Origin of the sequence: Xylanimonas ulmi (assembly GCF_004216535.1) — a bacterium.
Taxonomy (GTDB): domain Bacteria; phylum Actinomycetota; class Actinomycetes; order Actinomycetales; family Cellulomonadaceae; genus Xylanimonas; species Xylanimonas ulmi.
On record NZ_SGWX01000001.1, the window covers coordinates 2,211,287 to 2,226,290 of the forward strand.

General features: G+C 70.8%; 11 protein-coding genes. 1 reads left to right on the top strand and 10 read right to left on the bottom strand.

The window, feature by feature from the left end; all coding sequences use genetic code 11:
* Positions 1 to 30 precede the first annotated feature (30 nt).
* The 10 genes from EV386_RS10350 to EV386_RS10395 all read right to left on the bottom strand — a co-directional run bounded on the left by EV386_RS10350 (position 31) and on the right by EV386_RS10395 (position 13,166).
* Entirely contained in the window at positions 31 to 1,863 is a 1,833-nt protein-coding gene (locus tag EV386_RS10350; RefSeq protein WP_130414718.1) for an ABC transporter family substrate-binding protein, read from the bottom strand.
* Positions 1,864 to 2,112: 249 nt separating this feature from the next.
* On the bottom strand, positions 2,113 to 4,086 hold the full coding sequence (locus EV386_RS10355) for a dipeptide ABC transporter ATP-binding protein (RefSeq protein WP_130414720.1): 1,974 nt from the start codon (positions 4,084 to 4,086) through the stop codon (positions 2,113 to 2,115).
* Complete coding sequence (locus EV386_RS10360; RefSeq protein WP_130414722.1) at positions 4,083 to 5,084, bottom strand: ABC transporter permease; 1,002 nt, start codon at positions 5,082 to 5,084, stop codon at positions 4,083 to 4,085. Before EV386_RS10360 ends, EV386_RS10355 begins: the two co-directional genes overlap by 4 nt.
* Positions 5,077 to 6,003 (bottom strand): ABC transporter permease, encoded by a 927-nt coding sequence (locus tag EV386_RS10365; protein ID WP_130414724.1) that lies wholly within the window; start codon positions 6,001 to 6,003, stop codon positions 5,077 to 5,079. The genes EV386_RS10360 and EV386_RS10365 overlap by 8 nt, the downstream gene beginning before the upstream one ends.
* A gap of 95 nt (positions 6,004 to 6,098) precedes the next feature.
* Complete coding sequence (locus tag EV386_RS10370) at positions 6,099 to 7,727, bottom strand: peptide ABC transporter substrate-binding protein (RefSeq protein WP_130414726.1); 1,629 nt, start codon at positions 7,725 to 7,727, stop codon at positions 6,099 to 6,101.
* A gap of 264 nt (positions 7,728 to 7,991) precedes the next feature.
* Complete coding sequence (locus EV386_RS10375) at positions 7,992 to 8,723, bottom strand: class I SAM-dependent methyltransferase (protein ID WP_130414728.1); 732 nt, start codon at positions 8,721 to 8,723, stop codon at positions 7,992 to 7,994.
* A gap of 110 nt (positions 8,724 to 8,833) precedes the next feature.
* Positions 8,834 to 9,919 carry a redox-regulated ATPase YchF gene (gene ychF, locus EV386_RS10380; protein ID WP_130414730.1) on the bottom strand — a complete coding sequence of 362 codons (1,086 nt, stop codon included), beginning with the start codon at positions 9,917 to 9,919 and terminating at the stop codon, positions 8,834 to 8,836.
* An 11-nt stretch (positions 9,920 to 9,930) separates the two neighbouring features.
* Positions 9,931 to 10,722, bottom strand: coding sequence for a DinB family protein (locus EV386_RS10385; RefSeq protein ID WP_130414732.1), 792 nt, complete (start codon positions 10,720 to 10,722; stop codon positions 9,931 to 9,933).
* Between the two features lie 45 nt (positions 10,723 to 10,767).
* A complete protein-coding gene (locus tag EV386_RS10390; protein WP_130414734.1) occupies positions 10,768 to 12,363 on the bottom strand; it encodes a hypothetical protein in 1,596 nt (531 codons plus the stop codon).
* Positions 12,333 to 13,166: an ABC transporter ATP-binding protein gene (locus EV386_RS10395; RefSeq protein WP_423218973.1), complete on the bottom strand. Its 834-nt coding sequence runs from the start codon at positions 13,164 to 13,166 to the stop codon at positions 12,333 to 12,335. Before EV386_RS10395 ends, EV386_RS10390 begins: the two co-directional genes overlap by 31 nt.
* 361 nt (positions 13,167 to 13,527) lie before the next feature.
* Between EV386_RS10395 and EV386_RS10400 the strand changes: the two genes are divergently transcribed.
* Positions 13,528 to 14,979, top strand: a complete 1,452-nt coding sequence (locus EV386_RS10400; RefSeq protein WP_130414736.1) for a DNA recombination protein RmuC — start codon at positions 13,528 to 13,530, stop codon at positions 14,977 to 14,979.
* The last annotated feature ends 25 nt before the right edge of the window (positions 14,980 to 15,004 follow it).

Here is a 15,004-nt window from a genome sequence, read left to right on the forward strand (position 1 = left end):
GCCCGCCCGAACGGATTCGGCTCAGCGGGCTCAGCCCGTGATCTCCCACTCCCAGAAGTTCCAGAAGATCGTCGGCGCCAGCGGGATCACCGAGACGTTCTCGACGCGCTCGCTGTGGGCGATGACGCCGGGGAACTGGAAGATCGGCAGGCCGAAGCCCTCCTCGAACAGGATCTGCTCGATGCGCGCCGCGATCTGGCGCACCTCGTCGGTCGTGTCGTCCTGCGACGCGGCGATCTGGCCGAACAGGTCGTCGAGCTCCGCGTTGGAGAACCCGCCGAAGTTGTTCTGGCCGCCGGTGATGTAGTTCGACTCACCGTTCAGCAGGAACGTGTTGGTCGACTGCCAGCCGAACAGCGTCGCGTCGTAGGTGCCGTCGCCGAGGCGCAGGCCCCAGGTGTCGTCGCCATCGTCGATGACGTTGAAGCCGGCCTGGCCGGCCGAGGCCTGGATGAGCTGGAACTGGTTGGCCCGGCGCGGGTTCGAGGCGCCGAACAGGAAGCGCACGTCGATCGTCTCGGGCATGTCCGGGTACAGCGCGCGGGCCTGGTCGAGCAGGTCCTTGGCCTTGTCGATGTCGGTCGCGGCGAAGAAGTCGGAGCCGTTGTTGGCGACGGTCTCCTCGTAGCCGGGGGCGCCGGGCACGAACAGGAACGAGTTGCGCATCTCGGCGTCGTCCTGCAGCGGGCGGATCAGCGTGTCGATGATCTGCTGGCGCGGCACGGCCAGGAGGAACGCCTGGCGCACCAGGCGGGCGGCGTCCGCGTTGCCGCCGTAGGAGGCGGGGTCGAACGGGCCGGCGTTGTCGAACGTCAGGTCGATGTGCTCCCAGGTGCCCTCGACGCCGGTCTCGTAGACGACGCCGTCGACGCCGGCGAGGGTCGCCAGCACGTCGGGGGTCGAGTCGGGCGAGATGATGTCGACCTCGCCGTTCTGCAGCGCGGTGATCTGGGCCAGCGGGTCGGAGATGAACCGGACGGTGATCTCGTCGACCTTCGGGGTGGGGCCCCAGTTGAACTTCTCGTTGCGCACGAGCGTGATGTGCTGGTTCTCGACGAACTCGTCGATGACGAACGGGCCGTTCGACAGGAACAGGCGCGGGTCGTCCGGCATCGAGCTGAAGTTGAACGCGTTGTTCCAGGTGTCCGCGATCTCGGCGAGCTTCGCGGTGTCGTTGTCCCGGAAGGCGGCGACCAGGGTGTCCTTGGCCTCCTGCGCGTCGGAGATGTCGAGCGCGAGGTCGGCGACGGCGTGGGCCGCGACCGGCGGGACGCTGACGTCCATCATCCAGTCGGGGCGCGTGTCGTCGAAGACCATGGTGATCGAGCGGCCGTCCTCGGAGATCTCCGGGAACTGCGAGACGAGCTCCATGACCGGGCCGGTGCCGGAGAACCAGACGTCGCCCTCGGCGATGATCTCGTTGCCGTCCTCGTCGGTCTCGACCTCGGTGTCGGCCACGGTGTTGAACCTGGGGTTCTGGGCGCCCCAGGACAGGATCAGGTCGGCCGCGTCGACGGGCGTGCCGTCCGACCAGACGACGCCCTCGTTGATGGTGACCTCGACGGTCAGCGGGCTCTCCGAGATGGTCTCGATGGTCCCGAAGTCCTCGTTGAACTGCAGTTCGAGGTCGTCGTTGTAGAAGTAGAGGCTCGACTGCGTCAGGTACAGGATGTTCGCGTTGTGGGCGGAGTTGCCCCCCGCGGTGAGGTTGTTCTGGGAGAAGAAGGGCTGACCCCAGGCGACGGTGACGGACTGGGTGTCCTGTCCGTCGACGCCGGCGACGTCGGGGGTCGAGCAGGCCGAGAGCACGATCGCGCCGGCTGTGGCGGCGGCGACGGCTGCGGCAATACGCCTGGTCTTCATGGAGGTCCTTTATCGAGCGGTGTGCGGGGCGCGAGCGATATGGCTCGCGCCTGTGCCGCGGGACGAGCCCGAATCTAGGTGGCACACCGTCCCGGTTTGCCCGATTTGTCGACTTTACCGAGTGTTGACGTTACCAATTCGCGATCTAGCCTGAAGGGGGGCGTCAGAATGACTGCACGATTCGCGCCACCCACACGACGACGGCGGCCGCTCCCCGAGGGAGCGACCGCCGTCGTCGGAGCGGAGGCGTCAGAGCACGGGCACCTCGGGGCCGATCTCCAGGCTCGCACCCGGGATGGCCGCCAACAGCTCGCGCGTGTAGTCCTGCGTCGGGTGGTCGAAGATCTCGTCGGTCACGCCCTGCTCGACGATCCGGCCCTTCTCCATGACGCACACCTTGTCGGCGATCTGGCGGACCACCGCGAGGTCGTGCGTGATGAACAGGTACGACAGCCCGAGCTGGGCCTGCAGGTCGTTGAGCAGCGTCAACACCTGCGCCTGGACCAGCACGTCAAGCGCCGAGACGGCCTCGTCGAGCACGATCACCTCGGGGTTGAGCGCGAGCGCCCGCGCGACCGCGATGCGCTGACGCTGACCTCCCGACAGCTCGTTGGGGAACCGGCGCATCATCGAGGCGGGCAGCGCGACCATGTCGAGCAGCTCGCGCACGCGGCTCTCGCGCGCCTTGGCGTCACCAACCTGGTGGACGCGCAGCGGCTCCTCGATGGTCCGGTAGATCGAGAACATCGGGTCGAGCGACCCGTACGGGTTCTGGAACACCGGCTGGATGCGCCGGCGGAACCGGAACGCCTCTTTGCCCGTCAGTGACGTGACGTCGACGCCGTCGAAGTCCACGCGGCCCGACGTCGGCTCCAGCAGGCCCAGAACCATGTTGGCCGCCGTGGACTTGCCCGAGCCCGACTCCCCCACCAGGGCGAGCGTCGACCCGCGCGGCAGCGAGAAGCTGATCGAGTCGACCGCCGTGAAGTCCACGCCCGCGCCCGGCCGCGAGCCGCGGATGCGGAACACCTTCGTTAGATCCTTGACCTCGATGATGTCGTCGCCGCGCTGCCCCGCCCCCGACGCGGCGTGCGAGGCGAGCAGCTCCGCCGTCTGGACGCCGGCCGCGTGCGCGCTCTGGATGCGGCGGCTCGCGAGCGACGGCGCAGCCGCCACCAGGCGCTGGGTGTACGGGTGCCGCGGCGCCCGCAGGATCTGGCGCGACGGCCCCGACTCGACGACCTTGCCCTTGTACATCACGACCAGGTGCTCGGCGCGCTCGGCGGCCAGGCCCAGGTCGTGCGTGATGAACAGCACGGCCGTGCCGAGCTCGGTGGTGAGCGTCCCCAGGTGGTCGAGGATCTTCTTCTGCACCGTCACGTCGAGGGCCGACGTCGGCTCGTCGGCGATGAGCAGCTTCGGCCGCGCGGCCAGGCCCATCGCGATGAGCGCGCGCTGGCGCATACCGCCCGAGTACTCGTGCGGGTACTGCCGCGCCCGCCGTTCGGCGTCGGCGAGGCCCGCCTCGGCGAGCAGGCCGGCCACGCGGTCGGTCGCGTTCGCCCCCGTGACGTGCCGGGCGGCCAGGGCCGCGGCGTCGCGGACGCCTGCCGACTCCAGGATGCCCACGGCCTGCGCGCGCGTGGTCGAGCCGACCGCGAGCGCGGCGTCGACGCTCGTGACGGCGGCCTCATCCAGCCCCGCGGCGCGCAGCGCCGCGAGCAGCGCACGCTTCCCCGCGCTGCCGAGGTACAGCTCGTCGCCCGACGACGTCTCGATCTCGACGATCCCGTCCGTGAGCCGCTGGCGGCGCTGGCGGGTGTCGACGCCGTTGGCCGTCAGCGCCTCCTTGATCTGGAAGCCGATGCGCCACACGGGGTTGAGGTTCGACATCGGGTCCTGCGGGACCAGGCCGATCTCGCGCCCACGCAGGGCGACGATCTCCCTCTTGCCCGCCCCGACGAGCTCGCGCCCGTCGAAGCGGATCGACCCGCCGGTGATCCGGCCGGTGCCCGGCAGCAGGTTGATGACCGCGTGCGCCATGGTCGACTTGCCCGAGCCGGACTCACCGACGATCGCGACCGACTGGCCTGGGTAGACCGTCAGGTCCACGCCGCGCACGGCCCGCACCTCGCCCTGGCTCGTCTTGAACGAGACCTCGAGGCCCGTGACCTCGAGCAGCGGCGTCTGGTCCGAGGGCTCGGGGGTGGGGGTGGTGGTCATCGGGTACGCGCCTTCGGGTCGAGGGCGTCGCGCACGACGTCGCCCATCATGATGAAGCTGAGCACGGTCAGGCCGAGCGCCGCGCCGGGGTAGAACAGCAGCTGCGGGGCGTTGCGGATGACCTGCTGGGCGCGCGCGATGTCGCCGCCCCAGGAGACGACCGACGGCGGCAGGCCGACGCCCAGGAACGACAGGGTCGCCTCGACGACGATGAACGTGCCCAGCGCGACCGTCGCCGTCGCGATCACGGGCGCGATCGCGTTGGGGATGACGTGGCGCAGCAGGATGCCGGGCTTGCTGATGCCCAGCGCCTGCGCTGCGGTGACGAACTCGTTGTTCTTGACGCTCAGCACCGCGCCGCGCGTGATGCGCGCGATCTGCGGCCAGCCGAACACCGCCAGCACCGCGGCTACGAGCAGCGTGGTGCGGTTCTGCGAGAACACCGAGGCGACCAGGATCGCCGCGAGCAGCAGCGGGATGGCGAAGAAGATGTCCGTGACGCGCGAGAGGATCACGTCGAACCACTTGCCGTAGTACCCGGCGATGGAGCCGACGACGACGCCCAGCACACTGACGCCCAGGGTCGTCAGCACACCGACCGTGACCGAGGCGCGCGCGCCGAACACGACGCGCGCGTAGATGTCGCAACCCTGGCGGTCGAAGCCGAACCAGTGTCCGGCGCCCGGCTCGCCGAGCGAGCGGCCCAACTCGCAGAACCGCGGGTTGGTCTGGGAGAACAACTGGGGGAACGCGGCCACGAGCACCACGAGCACGATGAGGAAGGCCGAGACCCAGAACAGCGGACGACGGCGCATCTGCAGCCAGGCGTCCTTCCACAGGCTGGTCGGCGCGGTGGTCTCGTCCGGGGCGTCGACGGCGCCCAGCGCCTCCGCGTCGTCGAACTGGGCGAAGAAGTGGCTCTGCCCGGGCCGCACGGTCACTGCGGAGCCCGCAGGTCCGCCGTCGTCGGGACGGGCGTTGAGGGGGGCGTCAGGCATAACGGATCCTCGGGTCGAGCACGGCGTAGAGCAGGTCGACGATCAGGTTCGAGATCAGGTAGACGATGACCAGGAACGTCGTCACCGACACGATGGTGGGCGCCTCGTGCCGGTTGATCGCGCTGAAGAGCAGGTTGCCCACGCCGGGGATGTTGAAGATGCCCTCGGTGACCACGGCGCCGCCGAGCAGCGCGCCGACGTCGGTGCCGAGGTAGGTGACCACGGGGATCAGCGAGTTGCGCAGCACGTGCACGCCGGTCACCCGCCGCCCCGACAGGCCCTTGGCCGTCGCGGTGCGCACATGGTCGGCCGTCCGGTTCTCGGCCACGGTCGTGCGGGTCAGCCGCAGGATGTAGGCGAACGAGACGCTCGCGAGCACGATGGCCGGCAAGATCAATGTCCGGAACGAGACGTTGCCGCCCACCGTCGGCGGCACCCAGCCGAGGCGGACGCCGAACAGCACCTGCGCCGCGAAGCCGAGCACGAAGATCGGCACGGCGATCAGGACGAGCGAGATGACCAGGAAGGTCGAGTCGAAGATGCCGCCCTTGCGGATTCCCGCCCACAGGCCCACGCCGATGCCCGCCACGGCCTCGATCACGAGCGTGAGTCCCGCGAGCTTGAGGGTCGTCGGGAATGCGGCGGCGAGCAGGTCGGCGACCGGCCGACGCGAGAACGACATACCGAAGTCACCGGTGAGCAGGCCCTTGAGGTAGAGCCCGTACTGCACCAAGAACGGCTGGTCGAGGTGGTACTGCGCGCGCAGTTGCTCCGCGACGGCCGGGGGCAGACCCCGGTCACCGCCGAGCGCGGCGATCGGGTCCCCTGGCAGGAGGAACACCATCGCATAGATCAGCAGCGTCGCCCCGAGAAACACCGGGATGAGCTGCAACAGCCTTCGGGCTGCGTACCACGCCATGAATGACGCCTTTCGTTCTTGCGTGCTGCGGTGACGACGTGCCACGCCGCCGTGGGACCGTCGAACGGCCCCACGGCGGCGTGGTATCGATCAGGTCAGCCCTTGGTGACCTCGTAGAGCAGCGGAACGCTGTTCCACCCGAACTCGACGTTGTCGACCGTCTCGGCCGAGCCACCCGACACGTTCTGGTACCAGAGCGGGATCGCCGGCAGGTCCTTGAACAGCTGCTCCTGGACCTCCTGGAACTTGGCGTTGGCGGCCTCGACCGAGTCGGCCGACAGGCCCTCGGACAGCAGCCGGTCGACGTCGGGGTTCGAGTAGTCGCCGTCGTTCGAGCCGGCCCCGGTGCCATAGAGCGGGCCGAGGAAGTTGAACAGCGACGGGTAGTCGGCCTGCCACCCCGACCGGTTCGCGCCGGTCAGCGTGCGGTTGGTGACGTCCGCGCGCAGGGTCGCGAAGTCGGGGTAGCTGAGCCCCTCGGCGTCGATGCCCAGCGTGTTCTTGATCGAGTTGGCGACCGCCTCGACCCAGGCCTGGTGCGGGCCGTCGGCGTTGTAGGCGATCGTGAAGGTGCCGCTGTACGGCGAGATCGCGTCGGCCTGCGTCCACAGGTCCTTGGCCTTGGCCGCGTCGAACTTCAGCACCTCGTTGCCCGGAACGCTGTCCGACCAGCCGTTGATGACCGGCGACGTGAAGTCGGTGGCGGGGGTGCGCGTGCCCTGGAAGATCACGTCGGTGATCTGGTCGCGGTCGATCGCCATCGACAGCGCGGCGCGGCGGAGCAGACCCTCCTCGTCCATGCCGAAGTGCGGCAGGTTCACGTTGATCGTGAAGGACTGGAAGATGGCGGCCGGCTGGTTGACCGCGCGGTCGCCGAGGTCCGACTCGAAGTTGGCGATCTCGGAGTCCGGGATCTGGTCCAGGACGTCGAGGTTGCCCGCCAGCAGGTCGTTGTAGGCCGCGTTGAGGTCGGTGTAGAACGCGAACGTCACGCCGCCGTTCTTGGCCTGACGGTCGCCGGTGTACGACTCGTTGGGGCTCATCTTCGCCTCGACGTTGTGGTTCCACTCGTCGAGCTTGTACGGGCCGTTGCCGATCGGGGCCTCGCCGAAGGCCTCCATGTCGTCGAAGGCCGACAGGGGCAGCGGGTAGTAGGCCGAGTAGCCCAGGCGCAGCGGGAAGTCCGACTCGGGGCCGGTGAGCACGACCGTGAAGGTCAGGTCATCGTCGACCGTCAGGCCGCCGCCGTCGACGAGCGAGGCGTCCTCGTCGGCCGAGTACCCCTTGATCGACTCGAAGAAGTACGAGGAGAGCTGCTTGTTGGACAGCAGCGCGCCGTAGTCCCAGGCCTTGACGAAGTTCTCGGCGTGCACGGGCGTGCCGTCGGAGAACGTCTGGCCGTCCTTGAGCTTGATCGTCCACGTGGTGTTGTCGTCGGACGTGATCGACTCCGCGACGTCGTTGTGCGGAGCGCCGTCGGCGTCGTAGTAGACGAGTCCGGCGAACAGCAGGTCGATGATCCGGCCACCGCCCACCTCGTTGGTGTTGGTCGGGATCAGCGGGTTCTGCGGCTCGGTGCCGTTCGCGATCACGATTCCCGTCGACGCCCCGTCGGCGGCCCCGGTCGCGTCGTCAGAGCCCGTGTCGCCGGACCCGCAGGCCGACAGGGCGAGGGCGCCAGCGGCGACCATGGCGGTCAACCCGGCGAAACGCCTGATCTTCATGTCTCTCCTCAGTGCAGGGCACGCATCGCGTGTCGTCGACCGAATCGCGCCACACTCTCACGCATGAGGCGCGCCAGTCCACATTGCGGACTGGCCCGATGGTAGAGCGCCACGGGGCTAGATTGTCTGTTTTGCGCCAACACGGGCCGAACCGTTATCTGTTCGGTACTCGTACTTAACGGCGGATTCACACAAATTGCATCCGTGTGTCGCTGGGCGACGCATGGCCCCTCCGATGGCCGCGGCCCGACAGGGACGCACCATTCAGCGCCACGCGACCACCACCAGCTCACCCAAGCCCTCGCCCACCGGCTCCCGGCGCCAGCCCCCTGCCACCGTGACCTCGGCGAAGCCCGCACCGGCCAGGTCGGCACGCAGCCGCCCCTCGTCGCGGAACGCGAGCCGCCACTCGTCGACGGTCTCAGACCCGTCCGCGAGCACCCGGTGGTCGTCGAACGTCACGACGCCGTCCGACCCCACGTGCGTCACGTCGTACCAACCGACCGCTTGCGTGCCGTCGGCCAGCGTCACGGCCTCGCGCGAGCCCGCCGGGGTCCACCGCTCCCACGCCCGCGCGGCGGGGTCGCGCGTGTCGAACGCGAGCACGCCGCCGGGCGCCAGCACGCGGCGCAGGTCGGTCAGCGTCTCGGCCCAGTCGCGCGGGTCGGTGATCGCCTGGACGACATGACCGGTCATGAGAGCGACGTCGAACTCGGCGTCGTCGAGCGCCGACGAGGTGCCCTCGACCCAGATGACGTCGTCGGCGCCGGGCTTGGTCCGGGCCAAGGCCAGCGCGGCCCGGTCCGGATCGACGCCGGTGACCAGATGCCCGGCGCGCGCGAGCGCGAGGGTCAGGCGGCCCGTGCCACACCCGAGGTCGAGCACCCGTCGCTCGGGGCGCTCGTTCGCGAGCGCGAGGAAGAAGTCATCATCGGGGCCCCAGACGTTCTCAACGTCGTACCAGGCGGCCCGCTCGTCGTCGCCGAGTGCCGTCATGGCTCGAAACTAGACGCCCGTGGCACGCGATGTCCCAAAAGCCGCGGCTCTTCTCAGACTGCGGGCAACGCGACGGTCGCGGCGCCGGTGGCCGACCTCGCCCGAGGGCGCTACACGTTGAAGCGGAACTCCACGACGTCGCCGTCCGCCATGACGTAGTCCTTGCCCTCGATGCGGGCCTTGCCCGCCGCGCGCGCCGCCGCGACCGAGCCCGCATCGACCAGGTCGTCGAACCCAATGACCTCGGCCTTGATGAAGCCGCGCTCGAAGTCGGTGTGGATGACGCCGGCCGCCTGCGGGGCTTTCCACCCCTTGCGGATCGTCCAGGCGCGCGACTCCTTGGGGCCCGCCGTGAGGTAGGTCTGCAGACCGAGGGTGTGGAACCCGACCTTGGCGAGCTGGTCGAGGCCCGACTCATCCTGGCCGCTGGCCTCCAGCATCTCCTGGGCCTCGTCGGGCTCGAGCTCGACGAGCTCGGACTCGAACTTGGCGTCGAGGAAGATCGCGTCGGCCGGGGCGACCAGCGCGCGCAACTGCTCCTGCATCGCGGAGTCGGCCAGCCCGGCGTCGTCGGTGTTGAAGACGTAGATGAACGGCTTGGCCGTCATGAGCTGGAACGACGCGATCTCGGCGAGGTCGAGGCCCGCGGCCTCGGCGCCCTGGAAGAGCGTCGTGCCACTCTCCAGGACGGCCTGCGCTGTGCGGCCCGCCTCGAGCAGAGCCGGGTCGCCCCGCTTGATCTTGACCTCCTTCTCGATGCGCGGCAGCGCCTTCTCAAGCGTCTGGAGGTCGGCCAGGATGAGCTCGGTCGCGATGGTCTCGATGTCGCCCGCCGCGTCGGTCGAGCCCTCGACCCGCACGACGTCGGGGTCGGAGAAGACGCGCGTCACCTGGCAGATCGCGTCAGCCTCGCGGATGTTCGCGAGGAACTTGTTGCCCAGGCCCTCCCCCTCGGACGCGCCCTTGACGATCCCCGCGATGTCGACGAAGGACACCGTCGCGGGCAGGATGCGCTCGCTGCCGAAGATCCCGGCGAGCGTGGCCAGGCGCGGGTCGGGCAGCGGCACGACCCCCACGTTCGGCTCGATGGTCGCGAACGGGTAGTTCGCGGCGAGCACCTGGTTGCGCGTCAGGGCGTTGAAGAGGGTGGACTTGCCGACGTTGGGCAGGCCGACGATGCCGATGGTGAGAGCCACGGAGGGCAAGTCTACGGGGCGAGCCCGCGCTCGACCGCGTCCAGGTCGCGCATCGTGAAGCGCAGATGCTCCCACTCCTCGTTCCCGATGACGCCGAGGCAACGCGCGACGCTCCAGGCGCTCAGGTCCGCCGTGCCGTCGTCGTGCCACGGGGGCAGACCCGCGGGAGGCGCCGCGAAATGCTCGCGGGAGACGTCCGCGAGAAACGCCCGCACCTGCGCCGTGCGCTCGGCGCGCACGGCCAGCACCTCGTCCCAGGTCGGGGTGGCGGCGACGTCGACTCCGAGCCCGGCGGCCTGATCCCACCACTCGGTGAACGGCAGACCGATCGGCGCGAACGCGTCGGGCAGGCCCAGCACCGCGTGCCGCAGCCAGCCGTCGGTCGCGAACACCAGGTGCCGCAGCGTCTGGGCGATCGACCACTCGCCGTCGGCGCGCGCGTCGCGCAGCGCCGGCCGCGACGCCGCCCGGTCGATCGTCGCGTCCCATGCGCGCTGCGCCGCCTCGAACGCCGCGAGCTGTGCGGCGGGATCTGGTGAGCGCCGCGACGCGCGCCCGGGGTGGCGGCGGTCGAGCTCGGCCTCGACGAGCGGCGCGACCGCGACGCCGTTGAGCACCAGCCCGCGCAGGTCGCCGTCGACGTCGGCGTTGGACAGGTCGACACCGCGCATGACGACGTCGGCGAGGGAGGTCTGCTCGAAGCGCGCCCCGGTCAGGTCGCTGAGCCAGAAGCGGGCGCCCGGCGCCTCAAGGGCGTCAAACCGGGCGCCGCGCGCGTCGTCGTCGCAGGAGACAGGGGCCATGGCGCGACGCTACGCCAGGCCGCGCGGAGCGGCCTGGCGTCAACGTCACGCGTAGGACAGCACGCGTTGGAGCAGTTCGGGCGCACGCTGGTCGAAGCGCCGCGCACCCCACCGCACGCCGAGCACCAGCACGACGACGCCCAGCACCGGGGCCACGAGGAGCGTGACCCAGCCGAGCGCCGGGCTCGGCAGCAGGATGGCGAGCAGCGTCAGCGCGATCGCGGGAGCGCTGACCGCCATCGTCAGGCCCGAGGCCACCGCCTGCGCCAGCATGGTGGCCCCCGCCGAGCCCTGCGGCTGCTTGAGCGGGCTCTCCCCCGGCTTGGCGACCGGGTAGAGCCAGTGCGCCGACACCGCGCTCGACACGCCCGCCGACGCCGCGATCGTGCCCAGGCTCAGCCCGAGGATGGGCACGAGCCACGGCCAGTGCCCCGTGATCGCGGCCGAGAGCACGCCGTAGGCCACCGTGAGCGGCGCCCCGACCACCAGGACGGGGATCACGCGTCCCCAGCGGTCCGCGCGGCCCTCGACGCCTGTCGCCACGTGCAGCGCGAACGCCGTGTGGTCGTAGGCGATGTCGGCGGAGATCGAGAACCCGAGCACCCACGCCGTCAACGGCGCGAGCGCCAGCACGACGCCGCTGGCGCCGCCGTCGGCGCCGCGCGCGGCGAACGCAAGCACGACCGGGAGCAGCGGGACGATGACGATCGACGTCGAGTAGCGCGGGTCGCGCAGCCAGTAGGTGGCCGCGCGCGCCGCGACGGCGCCGGTCGGCGTCGCCGGGAACCGGTTGAACATGCCCAGGCCCTTGGCCTTGGCGCCCTTGCCGCCGCCCGTGGCGGGCGCGGTCAGCGTGCGGGTGAGCGAGCGGTCCCACACCCACACCAGGAGCGCGAGCGTCCCCGCGGCGACGGCGAGGCGGCCCAGCGCGCCGAGCCATGCGCCGTCGTGCGCCGCAGCGGCCAGGCCCCAGGGCGCGCCGAGCGGCGTCCACCCCAGCACCCGGGCGGCGGCGGCGATCGCGCCCGACATCCCGCCCTCGTCGGTCACGTCGGCGGCCTGCTGCGAGAACCACGACATGCCCGGGCCGATCAGCATGAGCGGGACGATCGCGACGATCGCCAGCACCTCGCGCGAGCGCCGCGACTCGAGCAGTGGGGACAGCGCCGTCGTGACGGCGCGCGAGCCCACCACGCACAGTCCGAGCGCGAGCGCCGCCCCGACCAGCGCGGCGAGCACGACCAGCGGCGTGCGCCACCAGGCGAACGCGGTTCCCACGACGGTCAGCAACGTCGCCAGGCCGGGAATCGACACCAGGCCCGCGACGGCGAGGCCCGCCAGGAGCTGCGGGCGCGGGATCGGGTAGGTGACGAAGCGGTGCGGGTCGAGTGTCGCGTCGACGCCGTACAGGAACACGGGCACGACCAGCCAGGCCAGCACGAGCACCGACCCGGCCACGACCATCACCTGCCCCGTCGCGACGGGGTCCACGAAGCCGCCGCCGATCGCCCCGGCCAGCGCGATGACGACGATGCTCAGCGCGTACAGGGCGCCGACGATGACGCCGATGGTCTGCCACACGCTCCGACGGAACGTGTTGGCCAGCAACGTCAGCTTGAGGCGGACGAACTGCGCAACCACGCGAGCCCCTCCCCTTCCTTTCGGCCGCCCACGAGGTCGACGAACCGGTCCTCAAGGGTCTGCTCGCCGCGCACCTGCTCGACGGTGCCCGCGGCGAGCACGTGACCACCCGCGATCACGGCGACGTGGCTGCACATGCGCTGCACCAGGTCCATGACGTGGCTCGAGACGACCACCGAGCCGCCGTCGGCGACGTAGGCGTGCAGGATGTCGCGGATGTTCGCGGCGCTGACCGGGTCGACGGCCTCGAACGGCTCGTCGAGCACCAGCACGCGCGGCGCGTGGATCATCGCGGACGCCAGCGCGACCTTCTTGGTCATGCCCGCCGAGTAGTCGACGACGAACGTGTCGCGGTCGGCCAGCAGGTCCATCGCGCGCAGCAGGTCCTCGGTGCGCTCGGCGACCGTGTCGCGGTCGAGCCCACGCAGCAGGCCCGCATACGAGATGAGCTGGGCGCCCGTGAGCCGGTCGAACAACCGCACCCCGTCCGGCAGGACGCCGAGCAGCCGCTTGGCCTCCAGGGTGCGCGTCCACAGGTCGACGCCGAGCACGCTCGCGGCGCCGAAGTCGGGGCGCAACAGGCCCGTCGCCATCGACAGCGTCGTCGTCTTGCCCGCCCCGTTGGGCCCGACCAGGCCGTAGAACGAGCCGGCCGGCACGTCGAGGCTGATGCCCGCGACCGCGATCTTCTGGCCGAACCGCTTCCACAGTCCGCGCAGGCTCAGCGCCGCGGTCGGGTCGGGCGGGGGCAGCGGCGGCTGCTGCTGGTCATTCTGCGGGACGGGCGCGGACAGCGAAATCACCTGGTTCTATGTCAAGGCGCGGACGTCGTGCGTCGACGGCCCCGGGGCCGCCTCCCGGAAGCGTAGGGGCCCGGTCCGACATCGACCAGCCCACGATCAACGCGGGTCAGCGCCGGGGGGACGGCGCCGCCACCGCCGCACCACGAGCGCGAGCCGCGCGCTGAAGACGACGGCGAATCCCCACCCGAACACCGCGACCACGCTCGCGGGGTGCTCCATGAACCGGTGCGCGCGTCGCCACGACGCCGCCCTCGTCCCATGCGTCGGCGCCGATCCGCAGGCGCCGTCTGCGAACCCGTGTCGCCGCAACGATCAGGCGAGGGTCGCGGTCACTGTCAGTGGCTCGTGCGACGCTGCGGGCATGACGACGACGACCTGGATCGGGCTCCTGCTCGGGGCGCTCGCGGTGGGCATCCTCATCGGCTGGCTCGTGGCCGCCAACCGCGCCACCGCGGCCCGTCGCTCCGCCGACATCGAGCTCGCGCGCGGGCACGCGGAGCTGGAGGGAGCGCGCCGCGATGCGGCGGGCCTGCGCGAGCAGCTCGACGCCGCGCGCGAGGACTCCGACCGGCGCGTCGCGCAAGCCCGCGCCGAGGGTGAGGCGCGCCTGCGCGAGGTCAAGGCTGACCAGGACGCCGAGCGGCAGCGGTTCCAGTCGGTCGCGGGCGAGGCGCTGGCGGCCAACTCGAAGCAGTTCCTCGACCTGGCCCAGCAGACCCTGCGGGCGTCCACGACCAAGAACGAGGAGGTCCTGGCGCAGCGCGAGCAGGCGTTCCGCGCGTTGGTCGAGCCGCTCAACAAGTCGCTGGAGAAGGTCCAGACGCAGGTCACCGACGCCGAGGCCAAGCGCCGCGAGGGTCAGTCGCAGCTCAGCGAGCACCTGCGCCAGCTCGAACTGGCCAACGCCGACCTGCGCAAGGGCACGAGCGACCTGGTCACCGCGCTGCGCTCGTCGCAGACGCGCGGGGCGTGGGGCGAGCTACAACTGCGTCGCGTCGTCGAGGCCGCGGGCATGCTCCGCAACGTCGACTTCGTCGAGCAGGCCTCGGTCGCGACCGACGACGGCACGCTGCGCCCCGACATGGTGGTGCGCCTGGCCGGCGGCAAGAGCGTCGTCGTCGACGCCAAGGTCGCGTTCGTCGGCTACCTCGAGGCCCAGCAGGCGCAGGACCCCGCGGTGCGCGAGGCCCGCCTCGACGCGCACGTGCGCCACATGCGCAAGCACGTCGAGGACCTGGCGGAGAAGAGGTACTGGAACCAGTTCGACCCGGCGCCCGAGTTCGTCGTGATGTTCGTCCCGGCCGAGGTGTTCCTCTCCGCGGCCGCCGAGCGCGACCCGGCGCTGCTCGAGGACGCCGTGCGCAAGAACGTCATCATCGCGACGCCCATGACGATGGTCGCCCTGCTGCGCACCGTCGCCTACGCGTGGCGCCAGGACGCGCTCGCGCGCAACGCCCAGGAGGTGCTGCGGGTCGGCAAGGAGCTGCACGGCCGGCTCGTGACCATGACCAAGCACATCACGGCCACGGGCGCGGGCCTGGAGCGCGCGACCAAGTCCTACAACTCGATGATCGCCTCGCTCGAGCGCAACGTGCTCACCTCAGCTCGGCGCATGGTCGCGCTCGACGTGGTCGACGAGAAGGACGCGATCGAGGAGGTCAAGGGCATCGAGGAGGTGCCGCGTCCGATCACCAAGTCGGAGCTGCTCGCCGCCGAGGAGGAGCGGGTCGTGTCGATCGAGTCGATCGCGGCGTTGGACCAGAAGGCGCTGCAGGCCGTCGAGGCCCCCGACGACGAGGCCGCCGCCGGCTGACCCTCACCTCCCCCGGTGGTTGAGC

Coding starts and splice junctions, on each gene's coding strand:
- EV386_RS10350 (WP_130414718.1), bottom strand. CDS start 1,863: ATGAAGACCAGGCGTATTGCCGCAGCCGTCGCCGCCGCCACAGCCGGC.
- EV386_RS10355 (WP_130414720.1), bottom strand. CDS start 4,086: ATGACCACCACCCCCACCCCCGAGCCCTCGGACCAGACGCCGCTGCTC.
- EV386_RS10360 (WP_130414722.1), bottom strand. CDS start 5,084: ATGCCTGACGCCCCCCTCAACGCCCGTCCCGACGACGGCGGACCTGCG.
- EV386_RS10365 (WP_130414724.1), bottom strand. CDS start 6,003: ATGGCGTGGTACGCAGCCCGAAGGCTGTTGCAGCTCATCCCGGTGTTT.
- EV386_RS10370 (WP_130414726.1), bottom strand. CDS start 7,727: ATGAAGATCAGGCGTTTCGCCGGGTTGACCGCCATGGTCGCCGCTGGC.
- EV386_RS10375 (WP_130414728.1), bottom strand. CDS start 8,723: ATGACGGCACTCGGCGACGACGAGCGGGCCGCCTGGTACGACGTTGAG.
- EV386_RS10385 (WP_130414732.1), bottom strand. CDS start 10,722: ATGGCCCCTGTCTCCTGCGACGACGACGCGCGCGGCGCCCGGTTTGAC.
- EV386_RS10400 (WP_130414736.1), top strand. CDS start 13,528: ATGACGACGACGACCTGGATCGGGCTCCTGCTCGGGGCGCTCGCGGTG.